The organism is Centipeda periodontii DSM 2778, assembly GCF_000213975.1.
GTDB classification, from domain to species: domain Bacteria; phylum Bacillota; class Negativicutes; order Selenomonadales; family Selenomonadaceae; genus Centipeda; species Centipeda periodontii.
In genome coordinates, this window is record NZ_GL892076.1 from 1,997,289 (window position 1) to 2,023,324 (window position 26,036).

Below are 26,036 nucleotides of genomic sequence, written 5' to 3' on the forward strand. Positions count from 1 at the left end.
CGCGACGTATTTCTCATCGGTACATTTTCCGTAACAACGAGTTTCAATCCACGCGCCCCGTGCGGGGCGCGACCGGATAATCCATGCTTTCATTGATCTCCTTGTAGTTTCAATCCACGCGCCCCGTGCGGGGCGCGACTCAAGTAGTGGTCAACCCATATATCCGCGCCGTCGTTTCAATCCACGCGCCCCGTGCGGGGCGCGACTGACGTCGATCGTCCATGACGACTTTCGATATCCGTTTCAATCCACGCGCCCCGTGCGGGGCGCGACCGTGAGCTCATGGCAACAGCGTGCCCGGGGCAGTTTCAATCCACGCGCCCCGTGCGGGGCGCGACTGCGGAAAAATCCGACCGAAAAAAACACCTTGCCAGTTTCAATCCACGCGCCCCGTGCGGGGCGCGACCATGAAGGTGCAAGTAAGTTTCCGCGAAGTCAAGTTTCAATCCACGCGCCCCGTGCGGGGCGCGACCTTGCTGTCTTGCCAAAAATTCATTCCTTTTTGGTTTCAATCCACGCGCCCCGTGCGGGGCGCGACTAGCAGATTACTAGACAATTCGCGCTTGTCGGGGTTTCAATCCACGCGCCCCGTGCGGGGCGCGACCGTTTGGAATTTGACGCGCGTGGATTACATGCCGTTTCAATCCACGCGCCCCGTGCGGGGCGCGACGTCGGCTCTGCCTCCTCGAAGTTCCCGCACACATGTTTCAATCCACGCGCCCCGTGCGGGGCGCGACTATGAGTCAGAAATGGAGGCGCGCTAAAATGGCGTTTCAATCCACGCGCCCCGTGCGGGGCGCGACTTCGGAGGGGTTTTATTTTGCCCTAAATTATCAGTTTCAATCCACGCGCCCCGTGCGGGGCGCGACGAGCCGTTCGCGTTCGCGGCGGGCGTGTTCGGCTGGTTTCAATCCACGCGCCCCGTGCGGGGCGCGACCAACAAGGAGACCGCAATTCCTCTTGATGTTTCGGGTTTCAATCCACGCGCCCCGTGCGGGGCGCGACCTTCTCTGCCTTTGCAGCAGCATCCAGACGTTTGTTTCAATCCACGCGCCCCGTGCGGGGCGCGACGACGGACACGGCAACATCGCCGTCAGAATTTTCGTTTCAATCCACGCGCCCCGTGCGGGGCGCGACTCCCTTGTACATCTCCATAGAGACAGTACCGCCGTTTCAATCCACGCGCCCCGTGCGGGGCGCGACAGCAGCTGTTCTAATTTCGATAGGAGGAAAATTGTTTCAATCCACGCGCCCCGTGCGGGGCGCGACAGAGGATTATCATGACTTTTGCGGCAGTCAGACAGTTTCAATCCACGCGCCCCGTGCGGGGCGCGACGCGACAAGAGCGGAACTGTTCTTCTTGACTTCGCGTTTCAATCCACGCGCCCCGTGCGGGGCGCGACCGCGCGATGAGGACATCCTGCGCGCGATCGGTATGTTTCAATCCACGCGCCCCGTGCGGGGCGCGACGTCTCTCGTGTCCGATCTCGTCCTGCGGCGCGTGTTTCAATCCACGCGCCCCGTGCGGGGCGCGACCCCACCCCTTGCAAGGGTGTTTTGCGTATAGCAGTTTCAATCCACGCGCCCCGTGCGGGGCGCGACGCTGTTATGCGTCTGTGTTACCGCAAGCAAGACGGTTTCAATCCACGCGCCCCGTGCGGGGCGCGACAAGGACATCCAGAAGTTGGAGCGCGTCATGTCGGTTTCAATCCACGCGCCCCGTGCGGGGCGCGACAAGATTGGACAATTTTTGTAGGACATGGGGGGGCGTTTCAATCCACGCGCCCCGTGCGGGGCGCGACCGTTCGCCCATGCCGGCAGCGGCTCCCCACGCTGTTTCAATCCACGCGCCCCGTGCGGGGCGCGACCCGGCGTGCCGTCTGCGATTGCTTTTGCGATCTGGTTTCAATCCACGCGCCCCGTGCGGGGCGCGACTTCTTCCTTGTAGGCGTTCTTGTTGGTCTGCAAGTTTCAATCCACGCGCCCCGTGCGGGGCGCGACGGCGATCGATGTTGTTGTTGCGATCCAGCACGTTGTTTCAATCCACGCGCCCCGTGCGGGGCGCGACTTGGATGGGGATTCCACGAAATCTGTTCATCGGTGTTTCAATCCACGCGCCCCGTGCGGGGCGCGACCACGGAAAGTTATTTTCGATACTTCTTCGGCGTGTTTCAATCCACGCGCCCCGTGCGGGGCGCGACCACGGAAAGTTATTTTCGATACTTCTTCGGCGTGTTTCAATCCACGCGCCCCGTGCGGGGCGCGACCAATCATTCCCGCATAAGGAGGCACAGGTAATGAGTTTCAATCCACGCGCCCCGTGCGGGGCGCGACCGCCGATGTTTCCTGCTGTTGTGCCGACACATCAGTTTCAATCCACGCGCCCCGTGCGGGGCGCGACAAGTGCTTTTTCTTCAGCCGTGATTGATCGTCTGTTTCAATCCACGCGCCCCGTGCGGGGCGCGACGCATTACAAACGGAGGATGAAAGCGCGCGCATCGTTTCAATCCACGCGCCCCGTGCGGGGCGCGACCGGTCAATTGTCGCGCCGCAGACCACCTTACCGAGTTTCAATCCACGCGCCCCGTGCGGGGCGCGACACGGCGGCGCAGCGATTTGCGCTCACGGTCTGGGGTTTCAATCCACGCGCCCCGTGCGGGGCGCGACCGCTGGGCTAAGTCCGGGCGCATCCATGTGGTTGTTTCAATCCACGCGCCCCGTGCGGGGCGCGACGTGCCTTCCTTGGCGTACGTGCTCGTCGTGTCGGGGTTTCAATCCACGCGCCCCGTGCGGGGCGCGACCATCTCGATCTTTGCACCGAGCGATGCACCGGCGTTTCAATCCACGCGCCCCGTGCGGGGCGCGACCGCTGCAAAAAGAGGGGTTGGTTGTGGTGACAGAGTTTCAATCCACGCGCCCCGTGCGGGGCGCGACCGGCGGGAGCGTGCCCGCAGGTGTTGCAATGGCGTTTCAATCCACGCGCCCCGTGCGGGGCGCGACGATGCTCTTTGCCATGATTCCACCGCCTCATTCGTTTCAATCCACGCGCCCCGTGCGGGGCGCGACGCGTCTATGCGACAAAAGAGGAGATGGCGATTTTGTTTCAATCCACGCGCCCCGTGCGGGGCGCGACTGACAAGACGATATTTGCGAGCGGCGAGGCGGGGTTTCAATCCACGCGCCCCGTGCGGGGCGCGACCTATTGTTGTTGTACTGCTTTGTACCAATAGTAGAGTTTCAATCCACGCGCCCCGTGCGGGGCGCGACCCGACCTGCATCTGCATCGGTGATTTTTTGCGGAAAGTTTCAATCCACGCGCCCCGTGCGGGGCGCGACTTGAGGCCTGCGGCTCCACGCTGACATATATGATGTTTCAATCCACGCGCCCCGTGCGGGGCGCGACCTTTAGGGGGTTGACTACATATCTCATGAGATATGTTTCAATCCACGCGCCCCGTGCGGGGCGCGACCCGCATTCATTGTCCGGCTTTGCAGCAATCTCGCGGTTTCAATCCACGCGCCCCGTGCGGGGCGCGACCGTTTCCTCCTGCTGCACCGCAGCTTCTTCCATGTTTCAATCCACGCGCCCCGTGCGGGGCGCGACATAAGGCTTTTTCAACCATTTTTTGCCGTTATGTTTCAATCCACGCGCCCCGTGCGGGGCGCGACGGTTTGCGGTCTTTCAAAATTGTATCACTTTGTGTTTCAATCCACGCGCCCCGTGCGGGGCGCGACGCACTTATGCAGATTGCACGAGTAACAATTCCACGTTTCAATCCACGCGCCCCGTGCGGGGCGCGACTTTCTGTACCTCCACGAGTACAAGGACTTCGTCGTTTCAATCCACGCGCCCCGTGCGGGGCGCGACCCGTGGGGCGCTCCCGGATGGATAAGCACTGGAGTTTCAATCCACGCGCCCCGTGCGGGGCGCGACGCTTGCGGGCGATACACTCCACGTCATTGACTATGTTTCAATCCACGCGCCCCGTGCGGGGCGCGACCTGATCTCCTATATCACCTTTTTCTTAGAGTGCTGTTTCAATCCACGCGCCCCGTGCGGGGCGCGACCATCACGCCGGAGCAGTTCGCGGCGCTCCTCAAGGTTTCAATCCACGCGCCCCGTGCGGGGCGCGACGACTCTATCAGTTATCAAGCGCGCAGGGGAGCGTGTTTCAATCCACGCGCCCCGTGCGGGGCGCGACCTCCCGCCGCGCTTGTATGGGCGTATGTTGGATGTTTCAATCCACGCGCCCCGTGCGGGGCGCGACCAATCGAGGCAATGTCCGGCATATCTTTTGGGAGTTTCAATCCACGCGCCCCGTGCGGGGCGCGACCCAGATACCGCGACGGAAGTGCGCAGATACGAGTTTCAATCCACGCGCCCCGTGCGGGGCGCGACGAATAAGCAGGTATAAGCAGGTATAGAAGGAGTGTTTCAATCCACGCGCCCCGTGCGGGGCGCGACCATTTGCGATGCTGCAAATCGTTGACCACAACTTGTTTCAATCCACGCGCCCCGTGCGGGGCGCGACCTATGCGTGGTCGGCGTGGTATGACGTGCCGGAGTTTCAATCCACGCGCCCCGTGCGGGGCGCGACTCGCAATGGACGATCCGCAAGCCCCGCCGACGGGGAGTTTCAATCCACGCGCCCCGTGCGGGGCGCGACGCAAGATAGACCTCCTCATCGGATTTAAGCGGATGTTTCAATCCACGCGCCCCGTGCGGGGCGCGACTCAGCGTCATTTTGATCATCCTTTCAAAAGCAGTTTCAATCCACGCGCCCCGTGCGGGGCGCGACGGGCTACGGGAAATATGCTCAATCCGTCACTGGTAGTTTCAATCCACGCGCCCCGTGCGGGGCGCGACAGCAAAAAAGGTCACGACTTCCCTCTTTTGCCACATATTCATGGGTCTTACTCGCCATGAATACGGTTTGCTTGGCGCATACGTCCCACACCCCTCCTTTGATGTGGTTCACGCACCTATATTTCTTCACTTCATTTTCTGTTTACTTCACCTTCGCACTCCTAAAAGTACTTAGGAAAGCACTGATAAATTCAGCACCGCCATCTTAGCGCATCTTTTTTGCCCGCTCAATGCCTGCAAATCCTCCACATAGCTTTGACTATGCGTCCGGTTTGCCTCCTCAATCGGATGAAAAAATCTACGCCAATCTGAGGGTCTATTTTATCAGCGATTCCTTAGATGATAATGGCAGATTCCAAATCGTAGGATTCCTTTGTGCCATAGTGTTTGACCTTCGGACCTTTGTCCTTGCCAAGGTAGTAAAAACGCAGACTATCCTCCTGCAGATCGATGATGTCAAGCAGTGCGAGTTCCAACTGCTTGCACTGAGTCGGGTCGACCTTGCATTCAAAGACGGAGTTCTGCACGCGCTGTCCATAGGCGCGACATTTGCGTGCGACTTGACGTAGGCGCCGGCGTCCATCGGCATCAACGGTACTAATATCATAGGTGATTAAAACGTACATGGCAAGTCCCTATTTCCACAAAAATGGAGGGTAGGCATCGAGATCGCCGCGCAGATGGCGTGCGAGAAGCATCGCCTGCACATGCGGTACGAGTCCCCATTTGATCTTTTCCTCCATGAAGGGATGCATCATCATCCCCTCTTTATGTGTGTGCCACGCCTCCAAAATTTTCTTGCGTCCGTCATCAGTCAGGTATACGGCACCTCCCTCTTCTAGGTGAAAATCCCTACCACAAATTTTCTTGGTGTTGACCATGGAAAAAGCAGTGCGATCTGCTATTGGACGCAATTCTTCCATGAGATCAAGTGCGAGTGACTGCCTTCCCGGACGGTCGCGATGGAGGAACCCAACATAGGAGTCTAGTCCCACTCCCTCAAGTGCAGCTCCCGTATCATTCATGAGCAGTGCATAGAGAAAGGAAAGAAGGCAGTTCATGTTATCAAGAGGAGGTCTGCGATTGCGTTCGGTGAAAAAGAAATTCTCTTTTTGTTTGAGTATCATATCATCGAACACAGAGAAATAACTGACGGCAGCCTTTCCCTCAATACCACGCAGTTCTTCCAGATTCGAGGCAGACGCGACTTCGCGATAGGATATCTGGAGAAAGTCACTGACATTCTGAAACTTCTCCTCATCAATCCGCATGCCATGGTCTCTGCGCATCCGCTCAACCACCCACCGCGCGTTGTAAATCTTGCCGAGAATGAAGTGCCTTGCCAGTGCAAGGCTGTCGCCCGCATCATCTGCACGTCGATACTGTTCTCTGCGCAGGAGGACGTTTCCATTCATCTCGCCAATGACACGTGCCTGGAATCTCCCCTCCGGCGTCATAAATGTGAGCGCAATATTTTCCTCCGCACATCTGCGCATGAGCGCAGGACTTGCACCAGTGTAGCCAAAGGTAGTGATCTGCTCAAAGTTGTGGAGCGGAAAACGAGCCAGTTCCCGATCCTCCCGGATGACCACAACATTCCCACCATCAAGAGAGAGATACGCTTCATCCTGATTGACAAAGAGCGTATTCAAAAGGGGCTTCATTCCTCTGCCAGCCTCCTCTCCAAGTAAATCTTTGCAGAGCCGAGGCGATTCAGTTTAGGGACACAAGCATTGTTCAGGGAACAATTTGCACACCCCTTTCGACGCTTAACGAGAGGCGTATGTCCTCTTTGAATATACTGCCTCATTTCCTGTACCAGAATTGGAATGCGCCCTTTCAGTTCATCTGAAAACTCCACTTTGACCCGGCGGCGAATCTCCCCATAGTAGAGATACCCAAATGGAATATTGGTCGCCAGCATATCTTCAAGACAGAGCGCCTGGAGTGTCAGCTGAAGGACGTCCTCCTCCCCCTCCTTCGGCTTTCCGCGTTTGTACTCAATCGGTACAACGCGATAGCTTCCCTGATAGGATGGAATGTGCACGCCTTCCATATCCGCATGGAACTCAACAACATCACAGGCGCCGGAAATACCGATCCGAGAAGATGCTACGCGCATTCCACGCACGATGATCTTATTTCCGCGCTTTTCCTTAATGTTCTCATCGTGCGCTTTTTCGTGCAGGGCATTCCCCTCAACAGTCAAGACATTTTCCTGCCAGTGCTGCTCAAGGTGAATCAACGCCCATTGACGCGGGCAGAATACGTAATGCTGAATCTCCGAAAGCATAAGATACTCGTCTTCAGCATAGCTCATATCAGTTCACCGAACTTCCCTAAACGTATTTTTCAATATGGATACCGTCAATTGCGTAGAGAGCACTGTCGTCGATCACATAGTCCTCGAAACGGGACGGTACCTCCACCCCATCTCTCTTTTGCGCTTTGACACTCCGATGCACCTTTCCACTCGAAGCCGCACCTGTTTTATTGCTGTGCTCAATCCAGTAGAAACAGCTCATCTCCATGCTCCCCTCGGGACGTGCAGACGAGGCGTCATTCTCAAAGATCGTACGCAGTGCTTCCTTGACCTTTTGGGCATCTTCCTCACTGAACCCCGTCTTTTCCGCAAGCTGAACGTTGATGCTCCCCTGGAATTTATAGACACCAAAATCGACACGGTACTTCATCCCCATCGTGTCCGAGCCTTTCTTATCGCCCGGCTCGTTGTTGACGCTCTTCGTGATTTGGACACCCGTGATGGTGACGGGATCGAGGCTGACTGCTGTGTGGATGGTCACGGGGCCTCGCACGCCAACAGAAACAGAGTCAACACCTTGTTTTTTTGCCTCTTTGAGTGCAAACACCTGCCCAAATGCCCGCACATCCATCCATGCCTTGCACGCCTCTTCTGCAAAGATACGCGTGCGCCCCTCTTCCTTGTCTTTCATTTTCAAAGGCTTCTCCATCGCAGGATTCGCCTCAACACGGGAGCGGATGCTGTCACAACCGTCATCTGCACGCTCATTGGACTGCACGAGGATCTTTTCGCCAGCATCCTGCAAGCGATTGCGTAGCTTACGCTTGAGGCACACATCGGAGATCTCTCCATAGCCGCCGTAGTCTGTACGCGGTTGATTTCCGTTCAGAGGATCTCCGTTTGGATTCGAGCGTTCTACCGTAATGAATCCAATAAAATCGATTTTCTTCGTCAGTGCAGACATCATACATCCTCCTCTGTAGCCATTTCTTTCTTCTTACGGTTCTCCTCACGTTCCTGCTCCATCGCATACTGCTGGCAATAGTAGCCGAGCAGGAATCGCCCATCCAACGGACGATCCGAGAGAAAATCCTCATCGTTGAACATACTGCCGATCATACTGATGAGTTTTCGTTCCTTTCCTCCATACATTTCCCTCTTTTGCTGATAGGGAAGCAATTTCTTCTGGAGTGTCATCCATGTGGAGGCAGGGCGTGAGGAGAAAATCTCCATGTAACGCATGGCATTTGTTGTGCGGCTCCCCATCTCATCTCGGCTAAAGGTTGCTCGCTCCATCTGATCCGCTACAGCAATCAATCTGCCGAACAAATAGGAGCGATCAGCCTTCGTTTCATCAAGTGCCACGGTGTATTCCTCCTTTGTATGGTTGAGGCGGCGTGCAATGATGGAGCACGCCGGCTCTAAAGCTGTCTGCGCCAATCATAGTATTTGTCACACACAGCCCTCTTGACAGCACGCCCCATCACCATGCGTTCCATGTCCACGGGCAGGGGATTCCCCTGCAAAATAGCGTAAAAGATACGCTCCAGTTCGAGCTTCATCTGACTGTCGCCGACATTTACGCCATGACAGGCCTCGACAAGCCGTTTGGGGGTCGGAACTCCGAAGTAGGCAAACGACTCGTCTTTCTCACTGTCATAGCCATGCTGACGCCAACATCCAAGGCTGTGCCACTTCTCAATCCGATCGATGAAGTCCTCACCCGCCATCTCGCTGTAGTAGCAGATGGAAAGCCGCCCCTTTGTCGCAGCATCGAGAACCATGACATTGACCTGACTCATCTCTGCCTGCTTGAATGCGTGGCGATAACCCGCGAGTGCCTTTGTTAGGGACTCTGCCCAGCCTTTCAGCGATGAGGGGCGCGCCGTTCCTGCGGGTCGCCGTCTCCTTGTCAGGCGTGCCGTATCGTCGAACACCGGCGGCGGCGTTTGTCCGCACCGCCCCCATGCGAGAAATACGCGCCCATCATGTGTATACCCCTGATTGCGTGCGAGCCACATAAGGGCATTCATTGCTTTCTGAGAAGTCTCATACCCAATGGAGAGACATTCGTCACTGTCAACAAAACGCCCGCGAAAGGTAAATCCACTCATGTCATTCGAGGAGATAATCTTTGCCCCGTCGCCCGGAAAGCGGATTCCCTTGCCATGTTTGTCCGTAGCTGGGAGGATTTTCCCCGTTGCATAGCAGAGCTGTTCTTCCATATGGGAAAACTGCTGATGAAAGAACTCTTGATACGATTTTTGCAGCTGCGTATCTTTCCATAACTCCGGACAGTCATCATCATCCACGACGACGCGAAACCGCACCATGGCTTTCAAAATATCACCCGGAACGGCACTGAAAATGGCAGGTTTCGGTGCTTCCTTGTCCGTCCACTTTTCAATCAGCTTGCCCGTATCATCCTGATAGAGCACCTTTTTCTCAATCAGGTCACGGATCACATCATGACTGCTGATGTAGCGATAGACCGCCTGCACCTTGGAGTTCGTATCAGAATCTGCCCATGTGCCGAGGAGTTTCCGATAAAGAAGATACGGAACAGTCTCCCCCTTCGGAGGTTTTTTCGCGAAGTCATAATAATCCCTTGCGACATAGGAGAGATTGTCATGCAACGGATGCGGTGACGGACGATTTGTACGCGATGCCGATTCCGGCGTACATGGGATCAGCGTTGACTGCAATTCCTTTGGAATCACTTCTGCTTGAATCAACTCTCCATCCGCGCTCAGTGTCATCTCGATCTGCGCGTTCTGCACGATATGTCCGACAGGAGGCAGGAGCGCCCGCATGCCGTCGACATCATCCCTCCCGGCAAAGCGCTCGTTCTCATCATACGTCTGCACCAGCTGTTCCATCCAGCTCATAGTCTCCCCCCTTCCAATGCTTCAAATTCCTCTGCGGCAAAGGTAATGCTGTTCTTATCGAAGAGCTTGCTCTCCACCTTGCGAATATCGCGGACAAGCGTGCATTCCTCCGGTCGCGGGAAACGAATGACTCCGCTTTCCATAACCGGCTGCCAAAGCCGGACTTGAAGCATAGCGCCGCCTGTTTCATCGACATAGTTAAACCCGTGGAACATTGTACCAAGTGGCATCTCGCCGACATCGTCATAATAGCCTTTACCATCGCCATAACGCACTGGCTCCACATACCCCTGACACTCCCGCGTGCCGAGGAAGATGTCACGGCGTCCGCCGCGCTCCACCATGCGCTTTGCGATGTTGTGGTGTTTGTGCTCATCCCTGTCCTCTGCAAGCTCTTTCCGATGTAGATTGAACTCAAAATGCGCACGTACCTGATAACACACATCGCTCAGGTATTTGTAGATGGCGAGATCATTTCCTCCGCCTCCATATTTCAGCGGTTTCACACCGCGCGACTGCGTCGCGATCCGATTCATAACGCGCACTTCATCGACTACCCAATAGATTGTAGGCTTCCAGTAGATGCTTTCGGTAACCCCCTTGAGTGCCTGATAGGTTGGCACAGAGTAGGAGGAACGCTCGCCACCGATCTTCGTAATCGGATCGGTAAAGAGTGCCATCCGTCCATAGACTTGAAATTCGATCGAATTTCTCATTGCCTCACCTCCTTAAATCATGCAGTACATATTGGACTGCTCCTCCGTCTGCACACCGAATGCCTCATTGTAATATTCCTCCCGCAGAGCCATCACCCCACTCTCCGTTCGCCATATCCCACCGAGCTGAGCGAGTTTCTGGAGTTCATAGGAAAACAAATTCACCATATGTTGCTGGGCCACATTCATCTTTTTCCCAATCTGCTGCTTATCAAATTGTATGTCATTGAATTCCACGATCAGCTCCTTTCCGTCTCCATATGGAACAAGAACGGCTTCCGTATGCGAGTCAATGACCTCGAACGCGCGCCCTGCATCGCGAAATGCCTGCATATAACATAGTTCAGGGGACTCTCCTCGCTCATCTGCTTTCTGGAAGCCTGCCTCATTTGCAGAGAGCAGATCGAATATGGTATTGCAGCTCTTCATCGGGAAACGCATATCACGCGCCGTACGCCCCTTGTAAAATCTGCGAAAATATTTGTCCATCGCAGCAGGCGTGAGAATCTCATCTGCCGACGACTGATATAAAAGGTCGCACGCAATTTTCCTGCCCTGTGCAATGTCCGCCAAACGGCTGAGGTTTTCATTCTCTAGCGCAAAGAGCCGAACAATGCCGCGCTCCAGTTCCCCGTGCCGATTGCATCGTCCCGCCGCCTGCGCTATAGAGGAGAATCCCGCGAGCGCCCGATAGACGACGGGAAACGATACATCGACGCCGGCCTCAATCAGCTGTGTACTGATGCAGATAAGTCGCTGCTCCGGATGATCCTTATGACGTTTCAATTCCTCCCGCACTTCTTTTAGAATTTCTTTGCGATGTGCGGGACACATCTTTGTGCTGAGATGTACCACACGTGCATCTCGTTCCGATGTCTGTGTTTGTTCCGCAACCGCCTTGTAAAGATCCCGTGCCTGTGCCGTGAGGTTCACGATACAGAGCACATCGCCGATCTCCTCGACACTGCACACAATCGCGGCGGCGATTTCATCCACAGAAATGCCGCCATCCTTGCAAATGTCTTCAATCCGTACGCGCCGAAATCCCTCAAACACCTCAGCAACATCGCTCGTGAGGTCCGCATGGTCACTCATCTCAAGAGGAACATCCAGCTGTGCGAGCGGCGGCTGCGTCGCGGTGCAGAGGACGGCAGTGACACCGCAAAAATCCTTGAGAAAATTCATCGCAGCATTGAAAAGATAGGTGCAACGCACAGGAAGTGTCTGTATCTCATCAAAGATAATGATGCTGTCCCTGAGTGCATGCAGTCTGCGCAGCGGAGTGTTGCCTCCATCAAACAGAGTGTTGAGAAACTGTACCTGCGTTGTAAAGATGACAGGAACATCCCACCGCTCCGTCAGAATGCGCCGAGCGTCCATACTCTCCGTATCTTCCCCATCGTCCTCCATGATAACATTAGAGTGATGTTCCAGAATTGCCTCATCCATCCGGAAAACATCGCGAATCTCTTTGACGTTCTGATCGATGATCGAGGTATATGGGATGACGACGATGATGCGCTTCTTATGATATCTCTGCGCATGCCGCAGTGCAAAGCGCATACTTGCAAGAGTCTTGCCGCCCCCCGTCGGAACGCGTAGGCGATAGATTCCCGGCAATTCTTCTGCCGCTCGCAGACAGTCCTCGCTGATCTTTTGGCGAAGCTCTACAATCTTCTTTACCTGTGGCTCTGATGGAATCGAAAATTCAGCCAGTTTTTGTTCCAGCTTATCCGAGAAATCCATCCAAATGGACGCTGTGTCCCATAGACGCGTCTGTTGCTCCCCCAGTTCAAACTCTGCACTGTCCAGTCGGTCTGCGTCTACAAGCATGCTGAGGAGCAGTTTATGCACCATGCCCCACGCAAAATGATATGCCTCGCTCCCCTCCGGCGCATATGCCATAATCCTCGCATCGAGTGCGGAGAACTCATGTGCAGCCTCCTCGAACAGCGCATCGAGTTCGCGCTCCGAGATGACCGTTTTATAATAATAGGAGAGATCAACTTGCGGGGCATCCTCTTTCTCCATGCGATTTAGGAAATCTGAGATCCCATCCTCTCTCAGATAATTCATCAGCCCTGTATGATGTGAAAAAATCACAAGTGACGCTATATGCACCGTAAGCAGTGCAGCATCGCCCCTGTTGCCATATCGGCGCATCAAGAACTGACCGCCCGCCGTAGAGTGATCGACCTTTCCCTTTTGACTGTAATCACCCGGATGTTCGCGACACCACTCAAGATAGTTTGCAAACGCACGGGTACACTTGCCGAGATCATGAAGCATACCGATGAGCTGCGCCATCGAGGAGAGTCCGAGTCCTGCCGCATACATCGCCATCAGATCGCCGACACGCAGGAGATGAGAACGGATCGTCTGCTCCGCAGATTCATCGCGCCGTATATGTGCAAAATATTGTTTCATCTCCATCACACTCCCTTATATAGTTCTATACATTTCCAAATTTTCCTTTAATTCTACTTTCTTTCTATGGACAAAAAACGGGACTGTTGCACGAAGGTAAATTTAGGTTAATCGCTATTTCGTGTGGGTAAAGGAAACAATGATGCCGTTACGGTTGGGCAACGACGACATCAAGATCCAATTTTCCGCATACCAAATAGATCATGGTCTTGAAGTATTCCATATTCCGGAATCCTCGTGCACGACACTTCAGATTCTGGATAACACTGTTCATTCCCTCAAGTACGGCGTTGGTGTACTTGTATTTGAAGTAGTTGAGAATTTCCTCGCTATGTCTCCGTACGAGCCGCGCGAACTCCTTCATCGGTTCCAGCCGGCTGTGCATCATCCAACTGCATAGGCGGCGCAGCCTCTCATCGGCATGTTCTTTGTCCATACAGGTTTCATAGATTTCCTGCAACGCAATCCGCATGCAATATGCGCCCGCCGTGCGCAGATGTTTCCTGCAAAGGGCAGTCTTCTTCTCCCGCTGGTTTTCCGTGAGATTCTTCTCGTTCTTCAGCCAGATGTATTTCGTCCTCCGTAGAAGTTCGTTCGTCTTCGCCTCTTCTTTGCGTACCTTGTCCACAGCTTCGTTGCAATGTTTGACGACATGGAACTTGTCGATGATCGTGTGCGCTTCGGGGAAGTTCTCCAGGATTCCTTTGCGAAAGCCCAACGACATGTCGCAGGTGATGACGCCGACGTTTTCTGTCCTGCCTCCATGCGCCCTGAAGTCTTCGACAAAGCGCCCCACCGTTTCATGGTCTTAGAAGTGTGAAGCCACAGTTCGGTCTTGCCCAAGGAACGGATACGGTCTTTGTCCCGTGCTCTTTACAGCGGATACGTGGAAGGGCTGCGTGCAGGTAGGTCTTGTACTGAAAGAAGTCCAGATGTCTCCATGTCCGCTCAGAGGTGTCGTAGGCGCTCATGGATTCCACGCATCCTTCTTCCGGGCAGTGAAATTTCCCGCCGCATGCAAATCCTACGTAAATATGGAGTTCCTTCATGGAAGGCTTCTCCTTTGAGGGGAGGAACTCGACCCGTTCCACACGCCAAGGTGCATCAAGATTCAATGCGGCAGAAAACAAGAACAACGTATCCATGATGATTTCTCCAATCTGTTTTTCGGGATATTATATCATGTCTGCCGATCATCTTGAAACCTCCTACCCACACGAATCAGCGAAAGGCCACAAAAAAAGCCGCTCGCTATCGAACGGCTCTCTCATAACAAAAAGACAACGATCAAATCACAGCGCCGCAAGCATATCCTGCACGCCCTTCAAATATGTATCGCGTGCAAAGTTCACGAGTTCGCCTGTTTTGCGGACTTTCACCTCGATACTCCCGTTCTCGATGGTCTTCGGTCCGATCGCAATCCGCACGGGGTAGCCGATCAGGTCGCAGTCGTTGAACTTGACGCCTGCTCGCTCGCGCCGATCGTCGAGCAGAACATCGACGCCTGCCGCGCGCAGCTCCTCATAGACCTCTTCGGCGTACGCAAGCTGCTCTGGAACCTTCGCATTGACCGCGACGACGACAACCTCGTACGGCGCAATCGCGCGCGGCCAGATGATGCCATGCTCGTCGTTGTTCTGCTCAATCGCTGCCGCCATCGTGCGCCCGACGCCGATGCCGTAGCAGCCCATCTGCAGGGGCTGTGCCTTGCCCGCCTCGTCAAGGAAGGTTGCACCCATCGCCTCGCTGTACTTCGTGCCGAGCGCAAAGATCTGCCCCGCCTCAATGCCGCGCCCGATATGGAGGTGCCCGTTCTCACAGGCAGGGCACTCGTCCCCCTCCGCGACGAGGCGGATGTCCGCCACCGTCACCGTGCCGAAGTCGCGCTTTGGATTGACATTTGTATAGTGGAAGTCCTGCTCATTCGCGCCCGAGACGGCGTTGTGCATCCGCATCGCCGTCTCATCGACGACGATATGCGTGCCCTCCGCAATGCCGATCGGGCTCATAAATCCGGGGCATCCGCTCGCCGCACGAATTGCCGCCTCATCTGCCATCCGCAACTCGCGCGCGCCTGGAACAGCGTTCGCGAGCTTCACCTCGTTGACCTCGTGATCGCCGCGCAGGAATGCGAGGATGAGGGTATCGTCCTCCGCCTGATAGGCAACCGCCTTGATCGTCTTTTCCACGGGAACCTTGAGATACTCTGCGAGCAGGGCAATCGTATGCGTGCCGGGCGTCGCCACCTTCTCAAGCGGCAATTCCGCCTCTTCGGGCGCATCGATCGGGCGCAGCGCCGCCTTCTCATCGCTCGCCGCGTAGCTGCACGCATCGCAGCACGCAATGCGCGACTCGCCCTCGGGCGCGAGGACGGTAAACTCCTCGGAGTGCCCGCCGCCGATCGCGCCGCTGTCCGCCTCCACCGCGCGGAAGTTCAGACCGCAGCGTGTGAAGATGTTGGAATACGCGACGTACATCTTTCGGTAGGACTCGTTCATCCCCTCGACATCCTTATCGAAAGAATAAAGGTCTTTCATGATAAACTCGCGGCTGCGCATGACGCCGAAGCGCGGACGGCGCTCGTCGCGGAACTTGTCCTGAATCTGATAGAGCATGACGGGCAGCTGCTTGTACGAGCGCAGTTCATCGCGCACGAGTGCCGTAATCATCTCCTCGTGCGTCGGACCCATGCAGAACTCACGATCATGGCGATCCTTCACGCGGATCATCTCCGCACCGTATGCGCCCCAGCGTCCGCTCTCCTCCCAGAGCTCGGACGGCTGCAGGATCGGCATCATGATCTCCTGTCCGCCCGCCGCATCCATCTCCTCACGGATGATCTGCTCAATCTTGCGGATCGTGCGCCACGCGAGCGGCAGATACGTATACATGCCGCCCGCAGACTTGCGGATGAGCCCTGCACGGTACATGAGCTGATGGCTTGTGATCTCCGCCTCCGCAGGCGTATTCCTGAGTGTGGGCGCATACAGATTCGTTGCTCTCATGACGTTTTGCGTTCCTCCAATATTGCATCAATCTCCCGAAACAGTTCGGGGAGCAGTTCTTCTTCCTTTACCTTACGGATGACCTCACCCTTGCGGAAGATCAGTCCCTCACCGTTCCCGCCGGCGATGCCGACATCCGCGCCGCGCGCTTCGCCGGGACCGTTCACAACGCAGCCCATCACAGCGACCTCGATGGGGTCCTCCATCCCGCGCAGACGCTCCTCGACCTTCTCCGCGATCTCCACAAGGTTGATGCTTGTGCGCCCGCACGTCGGACAAGCGACGAGCGTCGGGCCGTATTCCTTGAGCCCAAGTGCCTTGAGTATTTCATTTGCCGTGCGCACCTCGACCACGGGATCGCCCGTAAGAGAAATGCGAATCGTATCGCCGATGCCCTCCGCAAGCAGTGCCCCGACGCCGACCGAGGACTTGATGATCCCCGTTCCCGCCGTGCCCGCCTCCGTGATGCCGAGGTGGAGCGGATAGTCGACGCGCTCGCTCATGAGACGGTATGCCGCAAGCGTCAGCGGCACATCATGCGCCTTGAGCGAGATCTTCATATCGTAGAAGCCCTGCTCCTCAAGCACGCGTACATGCTCCATCGCGGATTCGACCAATGCTTCTGCCGTTACTCCGCCGTATTTCGTCAGGATTTTATGATCGAGCGATCCGGCGTTGACTCCGATACGGATCGGGATACTGCCCTCGCGCGCTGCCGCAACCACCTTCTTCACGCGCTCCGTCCCACCGATGTTGCCGGGATTGATGCGCAGTGCCGCGACGCCCTGCGCCATCGCCTCAAGTGCGAGCTTGTAGTCGAAGTGGATGTCTGCAACGAGTGGCGTCTTTACCTGCCGCACAATATTGCCAAGATTCTTCGCTGCCTCCATGTCAGGCACGGCGACGCGCACGATGTCGCAGCCTGCTGCCGCAAGCTCACGAATCTGCTGCACCGTCGCCTCCGTGTCCGTTGTCTTCGTATTGCACATGGACTGCACCGAGATCGGAGCGCCGCCCCCGATGGGGATATTTCCTATGTGAATCTGCCGCGTCCTGCGACGTTCATAGCTTGCCATAGCGAAGGTCAACCTCCTGCAAAGATACGTACAACGTCATTCTTCATCGCAAGCAGCATGAGCAGCACAATGAGCCCCACGCCCGCGTTCTGGATGTAGTGCATGACCTTCGGGCTGAGCGGCTTGCCGCGTACCGCCTCGACGCAAAGCGTGAGGAAATGCCCCCCGTCCAGTGCCGGCACGGGAAGGAGGTTGATGATCGCAAGGTTGAGGCTAAGAAGCGCCGCAAAGTTGAGGAGCGGCACAATGCCCATCTCTGCAACCTCACCCGCCATCTGCGCCACACCGATCGGCCCCGCGAGCTCTGAACCGGAGAGTTCGAGAATGATGCGATAAAGCGCGTCAAGCATCATGACAATGATCATCGCCGTCCGCTCGAACGCCATGGAGATCGACTGGAAGAATCCTGGGTATGTGCTCTCATACGCGTTCACAATGCCGATGACACCGCGATCGTGAGCCGCATCATAATGGGGTGTCACGCTGACCGTCAGTTCCCGTCCCGCGCGATCTACCTGCATGGTCATCGGGACAGTCCCATGGTTCGAACGGATGGCATCCACCATCTCCTGCCACGTTTCAATGGGCTGCCCGTCAATCGCAAGGATACGGTCATTTGCCTGAAGCCCCGCCTGTGCCGCAGGGTTATCTGCGAGCACTGTGCCAAGCACGGGCGCGGGGTTCGGCGTCTGTACCCCGGCAAAGAAGAAGATGCCGAAGAAGAGCACGACGGGCAGGATAAAGTTCATCGCCGAGCCCGCAAGGATCACAATCATCCGCGAGAGAATCGGTTTGCGGCAGTAGCCGCGGTCGCCCGCGTCATTATCATCCGCTGCCATGCCTGCAATGTCGTTGAATCCACCGAGTGGAACAATGCGAATTGAGTAGACTGTCTCACCATAGCGGAAGCTGACCAAGCGCGGACCAAAGCCAATGGCGAATTCATCCACGCGCATCCCCGTCAGCTTTGCCGTGATGAAATGCCCGAGCTCGTGCACAAAGACGAGGAGCCCAAAGACGAATACAGTCGCGAGAATTTTTTCTAACATCCAAGCTCCTTTATGTCAGCGCAATACAAAGTAAATCGTATAGTAGTAAACGAGCGGTGCCGTAAAGAGAACGCTGTCAAAGCGATCCCAGATGCCGCCGTGCCCGGGGATGATCGCCCCCGAATCCTTGATGCCCACATGCCGCTTCATCAGCGACTCCACGAGATCACCGAGGGTGCCAAGGATGGCAATCGCCGCACCAAGGCCTGCCATCTGCGCGAGCGGCATCGCGAGCAGCCATCCGAGCCCCGTCATCGCTGCAACCGTACCGATGAGCCCACCAAGGAATCCCTCGATCGTCTTGTTCGGACTGATTGCAGGCGCGAGCTTGTGCGAGCCGAACGCGCGTCCTGCGAAGTAGGCAAAGCTGTCGCTCGCCCACGTCCCGATAAACATGACCCAGACCATCGCCGTTCCGAGATCAAATGTCTCGATTGGCGTGACATAGCTGCCAACCGCAAGATTGCGCAGCATGATGAGATAGGCAAACGGCAGCCCGATATAGCAGATGCCTGCCACAGAGATACACACATCCGGCACAGATACATCCCCGCGCAGGAGCACCGAGGTAATGAGTACAAGTAGGACAGATGCCGTCAGGACAAACAGAATAATATCAATCTGCCCCAAATAGGCACCGTAGAGCATACCGCCGATGCTGAGAAGCCCCGAAAAGAGCGTGAGGTTTCCGCCGCGACGCGAAAAGGCACGCACGTACTCAAGCCATGCGAGCACGGCGAGCAACGCCGCCGCAATGATAAACGTCCGCCCACCCTCCTGAATCACATAGGTGGCGAGCGCAATACCAATTGTTCCGGAAATAATGCGTATAATCAAAGACAGCCTCCAATTTATTCTTCTGCCGAGAGCCCACCAAAGCGACGGCTGCGTCCTGCGAAATCCTCAATCGCGTGCGCCAGCTCCTCCGGTGTAAAATCCGGCCAATGCGTATCTGTGAAATAGAGCTCCGCATATGCCGACTGCCAGAGGAGAAAGTTGCTGAGGCGAAGATCACCGCTCGTACGGATGAAGAGATCCACGGGCGGATCCCCCGCCGTATCGAGTGCATGCGAAAAAAGGTCTTCGTCGATCTCCTCCGGCGTAATCTCCCCTGCCGCCACGCGTACGGAGATTGCGCGTACGGCACGCAGGATCTCGTCCTGACTGCCGTAGTTCGCCGCAAGATTAAAGTGCATCCCCGTATTGTTCGCTGTGCGCTCCTCCGCCTCCTCCATGCGGCGCAGAAAGCGCTCCGTAAAGCGGTCACGCCGTCCGATGAAGCTCATGCGCACATGCTGTGCATGCATCTCTGCAATCTCTTTTTCAAGGAAAGAGTCAAAGAGATTCAGCAGGAAATCGACCTCGCGGTGCGGACGCTTCCAATTCTCCGTAGAGAACGCGTAGACCGTCAGCACCTCGACCCCTATCTCCGACGCCGCGCGAACGATCCGCTTCAGCGTACGTGCACCCGCCTCGTGACCCGCAGAGCGTGAGCGTCCCTGCGCCTTCGCCCAGCGTCCATTCCCATCCATAACAATGGCAATATGGCGCGGCAGTTGTTCATGGTCAACCGAGAATCCGGACGGAAGAGACGGCTCTGCGGCGGCAGATCCGCGTTTGCCGACACCCAATATCTTTCTCCACATATCTATCTCTTCCATCCTCCCTGAGCTACGCTCCCTCAATCTACCAAAACACCCCTTCGGCAGTGCCGGAAGGGGCTGTGTCTGTTCAACGCAACGCTTCCTCGTACGCGGCTACCGTATCACTCCGCGCGGGTGCAGGTGTATATGTGACCACACAGTCGTCACCATGCCACCGCACACGAACAACATATGGCTCCGCCGGATCCACCAAAAAGAAGGTGCGTGGCGAACGTGTTTCACAAAGCTCATAGGCTATCCCCTCTGCATTAAGCTCCTGAGAAACCGCATTCCATGGACGCGCCAAAAGGAGATCCGTCATCAGATTTCCATGACCTCTTTTTCCTTTGCCGCACGCATCTCTTCCATCTGCTTGACGAACTTATCCACGAGTTTCTGCACAGAGTCCTGTCCGCGCTTGGACTCGTCCTCGTTGATCTCCTTGTCCTTCTCGAGCTTCTTGATCGCCTCATTCGCGTCACGGCGGATATTGCGCAGGGCGACCTTTGCATCCTCTGTCTTCTTGCCGACCGTCTTGATCAGCTCCTTGCGCCGCTCCTGCGTTGGCTGTGGGATCGCAAGGCGGATCACCGTACCGTCCGAGTTCGGTGAGAGACCGAGATCGGACTTCGAGATCGCGATCTCGATCTCGTGCAGGATGGACTTCTCCCATGGTGTAATAACGATCATGTGAGGCTCCGGCACCGTCACCTTCGCGAGCTGATTGACCGACGTTGGGGTCCCATAGTAAGGCACCATCACCTTGTCTAGGAGGTTCGGCGTCGCACGCCCCGCGCGCAGGGATGAGAACTCCCGGCGGAGCGCCTCAATCGCCTTGTTCATGCTTGCTTCATGCTTCGAGAGAATTTCCTTAATCATACAGCCTCGCCTCCTACGGTCGTTCCAATCGGCTCTCCAAACGATGCACGCGCGATATTCGCATAATCGTCAATATTAAACACAACGATGGGAATCTTGTTTTCCATGCACAAGCTCGTTGCTGTCGCGTCCATGACCGCCAACCCCTTCTTGAGAATGTCAATATAGGCTAGGGTTTCAAAGCGTTTCGCATTGGGATTCTTGTTCGGATCGCAGTCATAGATTCCGTCCGTTCCCTTCTTCGCCATGAGAATCACATCTGCCTCGATCTCAGCCGCACGCAGGGCTGCTGTCGTATCCGTCGAAAAATACGGATTGCCTGTGCCTGCACCAAAGATCACAACGCGTCCTTTCTCCATGTGGCGGATTGCACGGCGTCGGATATAGGGTTCTGCCACCTGACGCATCTCGATCGCACTCTGCACGCGCGTATCGACATCCTGTTTTTCGAGTGCGTCCTGAAGAGCAAGCGCATTCATCACTGTCGCCATCATGCCCATGTAGTCTGCCGTCGTGCGGTCCATGCCCTTTGCACTGCCCGCAAGACCGCGCCAAATATTGCCGCCGCCGACCACGATGGCAACGTCGATGCCATGATCGCGTACCTTCTTAATCTGCGCGGCAATGTCCTCAACAACGGCAGGATTGATGCCAAAGCCCTGATCTCCCGCCAGAGCCTCTCCGCTGAGTTTCAATACGACACGACGATATTTCGCTCCCACGATGACTCCTCCTGTTTCTCTTTGCGCCATTATAGCATACTTTACGCTGTCTGTCTGCAAAAAAGGGGCGCCGTACGAAGCAAAATATGCTTCGAACAACAGCCCCTTCTCATCATTCCCTTACTGCATCTGTGCAGCAACCTCCGCAGCAAAATCTTCCTGCTTCTTCTCAATGCCTTCACCGAGCTGGAAGCGCGTGAATGCCTTGACCTCGACGCCGCCCAGCACAGCCGAAACCTTCTGCTCGGGATCCTTCACGAACTTCTGCTCAAGCAGGCAAACCTCTTCGTAGAACTTGTTGATGCGCCCCTCGACCATCTTCTCAATGATCTTCTCGGGCTTGCCTTCCTCAAGTGCCTGCTTGCGGAGGACTTCCTTCTCGTGCTCGATATCATCTGCCGTCACGCCGGAACGGTCAATCGCAATCGGCGATGCCGCCGCAATCTGCATCGCGATGTCCTTGCCGAGCTGTTCATCGCCGCCGGAGAGCTCCACGAGAATGCCGATCTTGCCGCCCATGTGGATGTACGTCGCAACACGGCCCGTGCTCTCATAGCGTGCAAAGCGGCGCAGCGAAATCTTCTCACCAATCGTCGCCGTTGCCTCGGTGATGAGGGAGGCAACATCCTTACCATCGATCGTACTTGCGTTCAGCGCATCGAGATCGACCGGATTCGTCTCTGCAATATGCTTTGCAACCTTCGCACTCAGCTCACGGAACTGCTCGTTACCCGCCGCAAAGTCCGTCTCACAGTTGATCTCGACAATCGCGCCGACCTTTGCATCCGGCGCAAGATACGCCGTCACGGCACCCTCAGCAGCAATGCGGCCCGCCTTCTTCTCCGCCTTCGCAATGCCCTTCTCACGCAGATAGTCGATCGCCTTCTGCATATCGCCGTCGGTTTCTGCAAGCGCTTTCTTGCAGTCCATCATACCCGCGCCTGTGCGCTCACGCAGTTCCTTTACCATTGCAGCAGTGATTGCCATTGTATTTCCTCCCTAAATTGTCTCAAAAAAAGGGGCAAGGGATAACACTCCCTTACCCCTCAGATTGTTTCCTTACTCGGCCTCAGCCGTCTCCGGTGCGCCGCCCTGATTGCCCTCAAGCACAGCGTCCGCCATGCAGCCTGTGAGGAGCTTCACCGCGCGGATTGCATCATCATTGCCCGGGATCACGTAGTCGATCTCATCCGGGTCGCAGTTCGTGTCAACAATCGCAACAATGGGAATGTTCAGCTTGCGTGCCTCGGCAACCGCAATGCGCTCCTTGCGCGGATCGACGACGAAGAGCGCGCCCGGCAGACGGTTCATATCCTTGATGCCGCCCAGATAGCGCTCGAGCTTCTCCTTCTCATGGCGCAGCCCCTGCACCTCTTTCTTCGTCAGCACCTCGAACGTCCCGTTCTCCTCCATCTCCTCAAGTGTCTTGAGGCGGTGGATACGGCGCTGAATCGTCTGGAAGTTCGTCATCATGCCGCCGAGCCAACGCTCATTGACATAGAACATATTCGCACGCAGAGCCTCCTCGCGGATCGCCTCCTGTGCCTGCTTCTTCGTGCCGATGAAAAGCACTGACTTGCCTTCCTGTGCAACGCTGCGGAGGAAGTTGTACGCCTCGTCCACCTTGCGCACCGTCTTCTGCAGATCGATAATGTAAATACCGTTGCGCTCTGTGAAGATATAGCGCGCCATCTTCGGGTTCCAGCGGCGGGTCTGATGTCCGAAGTGGACGCCTGCCTCCAGAAGCTGCTTCATAGAAATTACTGCCATGGAAAATACCTCCTGTTGTTCTTCCGCGCCCCTCATCCGACGCACCACCACGCACAGCGCGGCACAGAGCGACTATCGGGAACGCGTGATTTTTAAGGAATCGCTGATAAAATGAAGTCTGTCAGATCGGTGCAGATTTTTTATCCTGTCAAGGAGACAAACCTAACGCTGCAAAGGCTATGTGGAGGATTTGTCGACGATGGCAGGGCGAAAAAGATGTGCCAAGATGGCAGTACTGAATTTATCAGTGCTTCCTAAACACTGCGGAGTATTATAGCATAAGAAAAGCTGCAAAACAACGCTCCATCATATTTTTTTGCATAAAAAATGGAGAGCAGCAATGCTCTCCATCCCTAAAGTTCAAAGGATCAATACGTCCGTGCGGCTGCCTCCGTCACATCTACGCCCTTCGGCGCATAGAGAACGATCGCACTCGATACCATGCGTGCCGTGCCATGGAGTACATAGCAGGCACCATTCAGGAAGTCGCAGACGCGACGACGCTCCGCCTCGTTCAGGCAGTCGAAATTGACCGCGACGGCAATCCCCTTCTTGAGCTGAACAACTGCCGATCCCACGTCATCATAACGGCGTGGACGATGGATGCGAACCTTGAGTTCTGCAACCTTCGTCGTATGGACGGTCAGCGGCGTACCGCCGTCTCCCACCGTGGGTGTACCGTGCGCTGATGAAGACGTTCCATATGTCGCGGAGGAAAAGGACACCGTGCCACCGTTCGCAACGCGGCGCTGCACAACCTCCTCTTGGCGAGTCCGGGCAGACACCTTAGGAACAGGCTCCTGCGCTTCTTCTACATCCTCATACAAATCATCCTCGGGAGGAATAAATGAGTCCACGACACGCGAAGTCATATTCTTCACGCGCGAAAGCAATGAATTTGCACCCATTTATCTCTTCCTTTCTCAGTAGATTATATCCAGATGAAACTAGTAACAATTCTTCATTTTATTAACTTAGACATACTAGCATATTTTTTTCAGAATTACAATAAAATCCCCATTAAACAAAATTTTCCCGGTCAACACAGGACTTCAGCTTTATTTTCGTGCATTCTTTGCCGCGCGCCCACGCGCCGTACGGTCGAGAATTGCCTTGCGCAGACGAATGTTCTCCGGCGTCACCTCGACCAGCTCATCATCGTTGATGTACTCAAGCGCCTGCTCGAGGCTCAGAATGCGCGGCGGCGTGAGACGGATCGCCTCGTCCGACGCCGATGTACGCATATTCGTGACATTCTTCTTCTTACACGGATTGATGTCCATGTCGATGTCACGCGAATTCTCGCCCACGATCATCCCCTCATACACCTGCTGCCCCGGCGAGATAAACATCGTTCCGCGATCCTGCAGGGAGAAGATGCCGTAGCCCGTCGTCTCTCCCTGCTCGAAGGCCACAAGTGAGCCGTGCGAACGGCCGATCATATCCCCCTTATACGGCACATAACCGTGGAAAATATGATTCATGATGCCGTTGCCCTTTGTGCTCGTGAGGAGCTCTGAACGGAAGCCAATCAACCCGCGTGCCGGGATGAAGAACTCCATGCGGATATAGCCCGAGAGCTCCGTCATATTCGACAGCTCCGCCTTGCGCGTGCCGAGCGCCTCCATGACCGCGCCCATGTACTCCTGCGGCACCTCGACCGTCAGATTCTCCATCGGTTCACATTTCTGCCCGTTGATCGTCTTATAGACGACCTCCGGCTTCCCGACCTGCAGTTCATAGCCCTCGCGGCGCATCTGCTCAATCAGGATCGAGAGATGCAGTTCACCGCGTCCCGAAACCTTGAACACGTCTGCCGAGTCCGTCTCCTCGACATGCATCGCAACATTCGTCTCGATCTCCTTGAAGAGGCGGTCGCGAATGTGACGCGAGGTGACAAACTGCCCCTCACGTCCCGCAAACGGGCTCGTATTGACACCGAACGTCATCGAGAGTGTCGGCTCATCGATGTTGATCGTCGGCAGTGCCTCCGGATTCTCTGCATCTGCCACCGTATAGCCGATGCTCACATCGCCGAGCCCCGTCAGGGCGACGATCTCGCCCATCCCCGCCTCGTCCACATCGACGCGCCTCAGGCCCTGATAGACATAGACTTTGCCGACTTTCGCCTTGGTGTCATGGTCGCCGCTGATGATGACAACATTCTGATTCAGACGCACCGAGCCGCGGATGATGCGTCCAATGGCGACGCGTCCCACATAATCATCTGCCTCGAGCGTCGTCACCATCATCTGCAGGGGACCGTCCGCATCGCCCTGCGGTGCCGGAATCTCCTTCACAATCGTCTGCATCAAGGGTTCCAGATTGTCGCTCTCGTCCTCCATATTATACTTTGCGATACCGTCGCGCGCCGTCGCATAGATCACCGGGAAGTCAAGCTGATCATCATCCGCGTCCAGCTCCATAAAGAGTTCGAGGACCTCATCGTAGACATCGTCCACACGCTGATCCGGACGGTCAATCTTATTGATAACAACGATCGGCTTGAGCCCCTGCTCAAGTGCCTTGCGCAGCACATATTTCGTTTGCGGCATCGGTCCTTCAAACGCATCGACAAGCAGGAGAACACCGTCCACCATATTGAGGACACGCTCCACCTCGCCCCCAAAATCCGCATGTCCCGGCGTATCCACGATATTGATCTTGATATCGTCATAGAGAATCGCCGTATTCTTTGAGAGAATCGTAATCCCGCGCTCGCGCTCAATAT

17 protein-coding genes, 3 pseudogenes and 1 CRISPR repeat array are annotated in these 26,036 nt (G+C 55.8%); of the genes and pseudogenes, 1 reads left to right on the forward strand and 19 read right to left on the reverse strand.

Translation table 11 applies throughout. The features are described 5' to 3' along the window. Positions 1 to 40 precede the first annotated feature (40 nt). Positions 41 to 4,867: direct repeats of the CRISPR family, unit length 33 nt; unit sequence GTTTCAATCCACGCGCCCCGTGCGGGGCGCGAC. Between the two features lie 335 nt (positions 4,868 to 5,202). The 17 genes and pseudogenes from cas2 to rpsB all read right to left on the reverse strand — a co-directional run bounded on the left by cas2 (position 5,203) and on the right by rpsB (position 23,305). Beyond that, positions 5,203 to 5,493, reverse strand: a complete 291-nt coding sequence (gene cas2, locus HMPREF9081_RS09090) for a CRISPR-associated endonuclease Cas2 (protein ID WP_040394953.1) — start codon at positions 5,491 to 5,493, stop codon at positions 5,203 to 5,205. A 9-nt stretch (positions 5,494 to 5,502) separates the two neighbouring features. Next, positions 5,503 to 6,531, reverse strand: coding sequence for a type I-C CRISPR-associated endonuclease Cas1c (gene cas1c / locus HMPREF9081_RS09095; protein WP_006306915.1), 1,029 nt, complete (start codon positions 6,529 to 6,531; stop codon positions 5,503 to 5,505). Then, positions 6,528 to 7,187 (reverse strand): CRISPR-associated protein Cas4, encoded by a 660-nt coding sequence (cas4, locus tag HMPREF9081_RS09100; protein WP_006306916.1) that lies wholly within the window; start codon positions 7,185 to 7,187, stop codon positions 6,528 to 6,530. The genes cas1c and cas4 overlap by 4 nt, the downstream gene beginning before the upstream one ends. Positions 7,188 to 7,206: 19 nt before the next feature. Continuing rightward, complete coding sequence (cas7c, locus tag HMPREF9081_RS09105) at positions 7,207 to 8,094, reverse strand: type I-C CRISPR-associated protein Cas7/Csd2 (RefSeq protein WP_040394955.1); 888 nt, start codon at positions 8,092 to 8,094, stop codon at positions 7,207 to 7,209. Next, a pseudogene (gene cas8c, locus HMPREF9081_RS09110) lies at positions 8,094 to 10,018 on the reverse strand (type I-C CRISPR-associated protein Cas8c/Csd1). Before cas8c ends, cas7c begins: the two are co-directional and overlap by 1 nt. Beyond that, entirely contained in the window at positions 10,015 to 10,734 is a 720-nt protein-coding gene (cas5c, locus tag HMPREF9081_RS09115) for a type I-C CRISPR-associated protein Cas5c (RefSeq protein WP_006306920.1), read from the reverse strand. Before cas5c ends, cas8c begins: the two are co-directional and overlap by 4 nt. A gap of 12 nt (positions 10,735 to 10,746) precedes the next feature. Beyond that, complete coding sequence (locus HMPREF9081_RS09120; RefSeq protein ID WP_040395585.1) at positions 10,747 to 13,161, reverse strand: CRISPR-associated helicase/endonuclease Cas3; 2,415 nt, start codon at positions 13,159 to 13,161, stop codon at positions 10,747 to 10,749. A 148-nt stretch (positions 13,162 to 13,309) separates the two neighbouring features. Continuing rightward, positions 13,310 to 14,306, reverse strand: a pseudogene (locus tag HMPREF9081_RS13675) (transposase). 147 nt (positions 14,307 to 14,453) lie between these two features. Further along, the gene (locus HMPREF9081_RS09135) at positions 14,454 to 16,166 is read right to left on the reverse strand and encodes a proline--tRNA ligase (protein ID WP_006306924.1); all 1,713 of its coding nucleotides are present in this window, start codon (positions 16,164 to 16,166) and stop codon (positions 14,454 to 14,456) included. Then, positions 16,163 to 17,242 (reverse strand): flavodoxin-dependent (E)-4-hydroxy-3-methylbut-2-enyl-diphosphate synthase, encoded by a 1,080-nt coding sequence (gene ispG, locus HMPREF9081_RS09140; RefSeq protein WP_006306925.1) that lies wholly within the window; start codon positions 17,240 to 17,242, stop codon positions 16,163 to 16,165. Before ispG ends, HMPREF9081_RS09135 begins: the two co-directional genes overlap by 4 nt. An 8-nt stretch (positions 17,243 to 17,250) precedes the next feature. Then, complete coding sequence (gene rseP / locus HMPREF9081_RS09145) at positions 17,251 to 18,291, reverse strand: RIP metalloprotease RseP (RefSeq protein WP_006306926.1); 1,041 nt, start codon at positions 18,289 to 18,291, stop codon at positions 17,251 to 17,253. Positions 18,292 to 18,306: 15 nt separating this feature from the next. Next, a complete protein-coding gene (locus HMPREF9081_RS09150) occupies positions 18,307 to 19,128 on the reverse strand; it encodes a phosphatidate cytidylyltransferase (protein ID WP_006306927.1) in 822 nt (273 codons plus the stop codon). A 14-nt stretch (positions 19,129 to 19,142) separates the two neighbouring features. Next, a complete protein-coding gene (locus HMPREF9081_RS09155; protein WP_040394957.1) occupies positions 19,143 to 19,937 on the reverse strand; it encodes an undecaprenyl pyrophosphate synthase in 795 nt (264 codons plus the stop codon). 318 nt (positions 19,938 to 20,255) lie between these two features. Further along, entirely contained in the window at positions 20,256 to 20,813 is a 558-nt protein-coding gene (frr, locus tag HMPREF9081_RS09160) for a ribosome recycling factor (protein WP_006306930.1), read from the reverse strand. Beyond that, positions 20,810 to 21,535: a UMP kinase gene (pyrH, locus tag HMPREF9081_RS09165; protein WP_040394959.1), complete on the reverse strand. Its 726-nt coding sequence runs from the start codon at positions 21,533 to 21,535 to the stop codon at positions 20,810 to 20,812. The genes frr and pyrH overlap by 4 nt, the downstream gene beginning before the upstream one ends. Before the next feature lie 120 nt (positions 21,536 to 21,655). Continuing rightward, complete coding sequence (gene tsf, locus HMPREF9081_RS09170) at positions 21,656 to 22,522, reverse strand: translation elongation factor Ts (protein WP_006306933.1); 867 nt, start codon at positions 22,520 to 22,522, stop codon at positions 21,656 to 21,658. A 72-nt stretch (positions 22,523 to 22,594) separates the two neighbouring features. Beyond that, positions 22,595 to 23,305: a 30S ribosomal protein S2 gene (rpsB, locus tag HMPREF9081_RS09175; RefSeq protein WP_040394961.1), complete on the reverse strand. Its 711-nt coding sequence runs from the start codon at positions 23,303 to 23,305 to the stop codon at positions 22,595 to 22,597. A gap of 111 nt (positions 23,306 to 23,416) precedes the next feature. On the opposite strand from rpsB, the pseudogene HMPREF9081_RS14590 reads away from it, so the two are divergent. Continuing rightward, a pseudogene (locus HMPREF9081_RS14590) lies at positions 23,417 to 23,582 on the forward strand (secretion protein HlyD). A gap of 91 nt (positions 23,583 to 23,673) precedes the next feature. On the opposite strand, the gene HMPREF9081_RS09180 reads toward HMPREF9081_RS14590, so the two are convergent. Both HMPREF9081_RS09180 and typA read right to left on the reverse strand, forming a co-directional pair. Beyond that, the gene (locus HMPREF9081_RS09180; protein WP_006306935.1) at positions 23,674 to 24,213 is read right to left on the reverse strand and encodes a cell division protein SepF; all 540 of its coding nucleotides are present in this window, start codon (positions 24,211 to 24,213) and stop codon (positions 23,674 to 23,676) included. 150 nt (positions 24,214 to 24,363) lie between these two features. Beyond that, positions 24,364 to 26,036 (reverse strand): translational GTPase TypA (typA, locus tag HMPREF9081_RS09185; protein ID WP_006306936.1); only part of this gene is annotated, 1,673 nt, incomplete at its 5' end.